At 59.9% G+C, this 5780-nt stretch carries 5 protein-coding genes and 1 pseudogene; 4 read left to right on the plus strand and 2 right to left on the minus strand.

Going from position 1 to position 5780, the window contains the following annotated elements; all coding sequences use genetic code 11:
• Positions 1-27 precede the first annotated feature (27 nt).
• Positions 28-384: pseudogene (locus P0D80_RS48300) on the plus strand (IS66 family transposase zinc-finger binding domain-containing protein); the annotation flags it as partial.
• 724 nt (positions 385-1108) lie between these two features.
• Here P0D80_RS48300 and P0D80_RS48305 read toward each other — a convergent pair.
• Entirely contained in the window at positions 1109-1690 is a 582-nt protein-coding gene (locus P0D80_RS48305) for an IS3 family transposase (protein WP_408295376.1), read from the minus strand.
• A gap of 118 nt (positions 1691-1808) precedes the next feature.
• Positions 1809-2129, minus strand: coding sequence for a transposase (locus P0D80_RS48310; RefSeq protein WP_408295379.1), 321 nt, complete (start codon positions 2127-2129; stop codon positions 1809-1811).
• A gap of 162 nt (positions 2130-2291) precedes the next feature.
• On the opposite strand from P0D80_RS48310, the gene P0D80_RS48315 reads away from it, so the two are divergent.
• From P0D80_RS48315 to P0D80_RS48325, 3 genes are all read left to right on the plus strand, one after another.
• Positions 2292-2642: a hypothetical protein gene (locus tag P0D80_RS48315; protein ID WP_408295382.1), complete on the plus strand. Its 351-nt coding sequence runs from the start codon at positions 2292-2294 to the stop codon at positions 2640-2642.
• Between the two features lie 591 nt (positions 2643-3233).
• Complete coding sequence (locus P0D80_RS48320; RefSeq protein WP_408295385.1) at positions 3234-4943, plus strand: acid phosphatase; 1710 nt, start codon at positions 3234-3236, stop codon at positions 4941-4943.
• Positions 4944-5346: 403 nt separating this feature from the next.
• On the plus strand, positions 5347-5780 hold a 434-nt coding region (locus P0D80_RS48325), incomplete at its 3' end, for a hypothetical protein (protein WP_408295387.1).

Below are 5780 nucleotides of genomic sequence, written 5' to 3' on the forward strand. Positions count from 1 at the left end.
TACTATTTCCTTTATGGGCAGAGTGACATATGTACCCCAGGGGAAACATGGCGACGCTGCGTCGCCGAACTGCAGGAGCAGCTCTCAGTTCCCGCGTAATCGAGACCGAACATCTGAAGCTGACGATTGCGAAACTGCGCCGTATGCAGTTGCACACCACTGCCCGATCACCTCGACGAAGAGCGTGTGCATCTGCTCCTCGAGGAGCACTGCCCGGGATGCGGTGGCGCGCTCAAACCGCTGGGCGAACGCGTTTCCGAACAGCTTGAATACGTGCGCGCGCCCTTCTGCGCCATCCGTCATCGCCGTCCCAAGTGCGCCTGTTCGTGCTGCAACTGTATCGTGCAGGCTGCAGCGCCGAGCCGGCCGATCGATCGATCGATTGTCGTCTGCCGGGTGCGGTTTCTGCTTGCTGATCCGGAAACCGTTGCGATCGTAGAACTGCAATTTGACCCGATTTCGTTTGCGGCTGTGGGCTGCGAGCGCGGCGCGTGCAAACGGATCGGACTGCATGCCAGCTCGACGAGCGTCACGGGGCTGTTAATGCCAGCCCGGAAGTCGATCGGCTCGCGATGCAGAAAGACCGACAGCTCTCCTCGAAGCGGAACATCAACGCGCTCCCAATGCAGCGACCAAGGCATGACGATTGCCGCGTCGTCTGCTGAACATTTGAGTTCAAGCTTCACGCCGTTGGGCGGGTGGGTCGACAGCCGTGCCAATCGTGCTGAGCGCGGCGAGACGCAGGATGATTCTCCTCGGGTGGTGCGGTGCGCCCCGGGCGCCACGAGCGGATGCGACCGGCATGTCGTGACTGTCTGGGAGCCTGCCCTGTTCAGGACATCTGGCCCCCATTTATTCAACTGGTGGGCGTTCGTGCCAGCATTCAGAGCGAGGCCGGATGGCGAGGCTCCCGGACGCGGACAGCCGGCGACCAGTCGTTGCTTGTCCATCGGGTCAGGGCGTCGCTTGCCGCCGAATATCAACATGCGTCACACGCGAGGGCGAAAAGCTCAGATCATCTTCTCATGGATTGCATTTGCAAAGTAGGGTTGCGGATGCAATCGTAAGCTTTCTCAACAACGGAATCTAGGTCTGGGAAATGGTTCGCTTAGATAAAATCCGACATCCAGAGGGCAACCCATCGGGAAACAGCTTCGGTGCCTTCGCCTTGTTGTTCTTCCCTGTCACTGTTGTACCGGTCATAGGAAGTCATTTCCGTTATCGTCTCATGACCACGGCACACAGAAAGTCTGACAGGCCCTGCGTTCCCCGTTCGTGGTGGCGCTGCTGCAATGTCATGTCCAGCGCTCGGAGCAATCGGTTCGCTGGAGAGATGATTGAATATCGCACGGCCCACAATGCGGCGGCTGAATACGTCTAGCACCACGGCCAGGTACAAAAACCGCTCGTCAGTCCGGAGGTAAGTGGCATCTGCAACCCACAGCACGTCTACCGCCTCAGCGCTGAAGCGCCGGCCTGTCAGGTGAGCTGCGCGCCGCGCCCCTGCACGCTGTCGTTTGGTGCGTGGGCAGGGCCGCCGGCTGGCCCAACACAGCCCCGCCATGCGCATGAGACGCGCCACCCGCTCGCGTCCCACGTACATGCCTTCGCGCGCGAACTGCGCAAAGATGCGTGGCGCGCCATACGTGCCGCGCGAACTCGCCCGCAGTGTCCGCATGCGCGCAAGCAATTGCGCGTCACTGCATGCCTGCTACGATGACTGGAGTGTCGGCCACGCGTAGACACCGCTCGTCGCGATCACGAGAGGCTGCGCCATTGTGGCAATGGGCTAGCGGGCCCGGTTCATTTTAATGGATGCGTACTTCTGCGGCACGACTCCCGGTCTCTCGCGCGAACCAAGCCGCGGCCTGCGAAAGATCGTCGCGTTCCATTTTTGACTGGCGATTCTCACGCCGCATACGCGTGAGTTCCTGCCCCTCAGCCGTGATCAGGCCGTCATGCCGTACACCGGCATCACAATCGCCCTGCGCACACCCTGCCTTCACCAGTTCTACCATATACGCCCGGAACGCCGCCGGGTGCGGTGTACGAGTTTTGCCCATTTCGGCACCTCCTTTAAGAAGGATAGGTGTCCGTTTTGGCGGGTCAACTTCAAAGCCATCGCTCATCGCATCTCTGAGCGAGCGCACATTATGCAGGCGATGCTCCGGTGCTTATCGTAGACGAGGTCATCAACGCACTTTCCAAAAATGAAAAAATGTGACCACTTTTCCAAGATTGATCCGATGTGCGCGAACTATGATGGGACTTTCACGCACGGAGCATCATCGATGGCTACGTTCTCACCAGAATCATCGTTGCAGCACCTTATGAACGACTTGCATCAGCGCGAGAAGGCGCTGGCTAAACAGTTGGTAGCTTTCGAGGCGCTCCGGCAAGACGTCGTGGCGTTGCAGCGACGAAGCCCGACTGACGCTCAGGCACGCCAGCGTTTGGATGGTCTTTCGCGCGCTATGGGCGGCGAACTCGCTCCAATGAATGAGCGCCTCCGGCAATGTGCTGAGAAGCTGATGGCCGAGTTACAGGTGCTCGAGGCCGTGTTCCAAGCCGGGGCGGGTGCTGCCACCGGTAAGGCAGAGTCTAAGCGAAAGTCTTCCCAGCGAGGTCAGAAGTACATCTAGGGAGAGATGCGCATTCTTACTGCAATTCTTGATAGTTGTGGCACTTCGGCAGATGTCTTGGTTTTTGTATGGGTCAAGTGCAGGCCACGGCGCCGAAGGTGAATATCGACGCTTAGTAAAAGGCATGCAAGACGATAGTGCCAAAATCAGTCAATAGCTCATCGCTTCTAAGTCCGCGTGACGAAGCGACGCCATCTACGCAGGGCAAAGATTTATGTGCCTAGACTGGCGGGGCAGTATCAGGCTAAGTGCCTTCTTCGCGCGAGTCCTCGGTGATGGGGGTTGAAAGACCTGTGTTCAGCCGAATTTCGTTGGTCTAGCAAGGGCGGCGCAAAGGCTGACGGTTACGCAACCTAAGAAGCGCGCCCCGTCAACGCAAGACATTGGCTGCTGCTTGCCGTCGATGCAACTCACAACAGTTGGCGCGTCAAACGCCGATTGCCTTAGCTGGACAAACCGCCGCATCTATTGACGCAGTAGTTCGACTGCACGTCCGGCCGTATCCGCAACGAATCGTAGCTTCCGCCGGCGTTTTGCGCGCCGCCCCGAGCCGCACCTGAGCGCTCGCCACGCACACTTCCGAACCGACCGATGACAGACCACGACTCCTCCCTGCCGCCGAACGCCGGTAGCTCAGACATCGCCTCCAGCGCCGCAGACGATCCGCACAATCCTGAACGCCGCCGCGTTCTTACCGGCCTCGCGGCCGTCGGCATCGGGCTTGCACTGACTGGCTGCAAGACCGAGCAGGCTGCGAGCGAAGTAGGGCCGCGTAACGCCGCGGACTTACGGCTCGACGCCGCGTTGCGCGACCAGGTCAAGCAGATCGTGGTGATCTACGCGGAGAACCGCAGCTTCGCCAACCTGTATGGCAATTTCCCAGGCATCCAGCATCCGCTCGATAAAGTAACTGCCGAGCGATATCTGCAACTCGACCGCGACGGCAAGACGCCGATGCCGCGCCTGCCTGCCATCTGGGGCGGCCTTGTGCCGCAGGCGCAGGAAGTGGACGGCAAGCGCTACATGATTGGCCAGAAGGACATCGGCAATCTGCGCAATGGGCCTTTCCATTTGACCGACGCGCGAGGCGCGCCGTTGCCCACGGGCGTGATCACGCGCGATCTCGTGCATCGCTTTTATCAGAACCAGATGCAGATCAACGCCGGGCGCAACAACCAGTTCGCGGCGTGGGGCGATTCGGGCGGGCTCGTCATGGGGCATTACCGAAATTCCGCCGATACGCTCAAGCTTTGGAGCCTCGCGCAGCAGTACACGCTGTGCGATAACTTTTTCATGGCTGCGTTTGGCGGCTCGTGGCTGAACCACATCTTTCTGATCTCGGCGCAGGCGCCGTTCTATCCGGACGTGCACAACAGCCCGGCGAGAAAAATGGTCTCCGTGGTCGAGGGCGACGACCTTACCGGTGCGCGGCTGAAGCTCGCGCCGGACTCGCCGGCATCGGCACTCGACGGTCCGCCGAAATTCGTGAACGACGGCGCTTTTACCGCCGACGGCTATGCCGTGAATACAATGGCTCCGCCGTACCAGCCAAGCAACGTGCGCCCGGCGCAAGGCGGCAACCCGGCTTTCGCGGATGCGTCGAATCCGCGGGTGCTGCCGCCCCAGAATTACGCGACGATTGGCGACCGTCTCACGGACAAGGGCGTGGATTGGGCGTGGTACAGCGGGGCCTGGCAATATGCGTTGGAACATCAGGACACAGGTGCCGTGCCCGACTTCCAGTATCACCATCAGCCGTTCAACTATTTCGCCAACTACGCGCCTGGCACGACCGCGCGGCGTAAATATCTGCGCGATGCGGGCCTCTTCAGCGACGCATCGACCAACCGCCTGATCGCCGACATCGACGCGGGACGTCTGCCGGCAGTCACCTTCTACAAGCCGCAGGGCGATCTGAATATGCACGCCGGCTACGCGGACGTCGAATCCGGCGACCGGCACATCTCAACTGTGATCGAGCATATCCAGAAGGGTCCGCAATGGGCCAATACGGTCGTGATCGTCACCGTCGACGAAAACGGCGGCTGGTGGGACCCGGTGGCGCCGCCGAATGGCGACCGCTGGGGTCCAGGCTCGCGGATTCCGGCGCTGGTCATTTCACCACTCGCCAAAAAAGGCTATGTCGATCACACCGTGTACGACACGAACTCGATTCTTCGCCTGATCAGCCGCGTGCATGGACTGGCGCCGCTCGACGGCGTCGTGGCGCGCGATCGTGCGTTCGCGAAGAACGGTTTGGCGCCGCTTGGCGATTTGACCGCGCCGCTGGATCTCGCTTGAACTTATGTGCGACGACCGCGCAGGCAGCGGCTCGTTCGCGTCACAAGCACGCGCCCGCGTGTCCATACTCAAGCGCGGAAAGCGATATCTCTGTATTGAATATGCGGTGGAACGACGAGCTAATGGAGTCATTCTACACACTCCGCACGGAACTGGTGGTGTGCTTGACCGAAGGCAAGATCGAACAAATGGCATGTGGTAGCAAGGAAGTCAGACCGCGTACTGCGTCTTTTCTGGACACCGTAATGCACCGAGGCGATAACTAATGCACAGGTACCGGAGGAGCGCGATTAAAAAGATCGGTATTGCGACCATGCCAACGGTACGTCTGGTTTCGCTGCTAATAATCACAACGTTGTTTGTCGCTGGTTGCGGCGGTAGCTCTGCCCCAGTGACGCCGCTCATGCCGACCTATACCGCAGCGGTTGATGCGGCCGGCAGTGGATCGCGCATCTACTTATACAAGAGCATGCCGAGCAACGGCTTCGGCACCATTGAGAGCATGTTTCATTATGCCTCCAGCGCTATCTCCGGGCTATCGAGCTACGCCGACAGTCCAGTCGAAGCCGGTCTCCGGGGCCTCCAACCCCTCCTAGATTGCCTAGACCTCTGTTACGCCAACCATTTGCAAAAAAGCCGAGTGCGTGTAAGTGTGCTCGGCTCCGGCTGGGAGCGCAGTGTCGTGAGGGGCGCTGCAATCGCCATTTACGATAGCGTGACGCAAAGCATTGAAAGTGCCCACGCGTGCGACGTCGATACCATCACCGGGGCGGGAAGAGGGGACTGTATTCTCGGGCAGGCGTCAACTATCTGGAAAAGACCATCAATGGCATCGTC

It is taken from the genome of Paraburkholderia sp. RL17-373-BIF-A (assembly GCF_046030175.1).
Lineage (GTDB): Bacteria > Pseudomonadota > Gammaproteobacteria > Burkholderiales > Burkholderiaceae > Paraburkholderia.

Excerpts from the sequence above, each read along its gene's own strand:
- P0D80_RS48310 (WP_408295379.1), bottom strand. The coding sequence starts at position 2,129 with ATGAGCGATGGCTTTGAAGTTGACCCGCCAAAACGGACACCTATCCTT.
- P0D80_RS48315 (WP_408295382.1), top strand. The coding sequence starts at position 2,292 with ATGGCTACGTTCTCACCAGAATCATCGTTGCAGCACCTTATGAACGAC.
- P0D80_RS48320 (WP_408295385.1), top strand. The coding sequence starts at position 3,234 with ATGACAGACCACGACTCCTCCCTGCCGCCGAACGCCGGTAGCTCAGAC.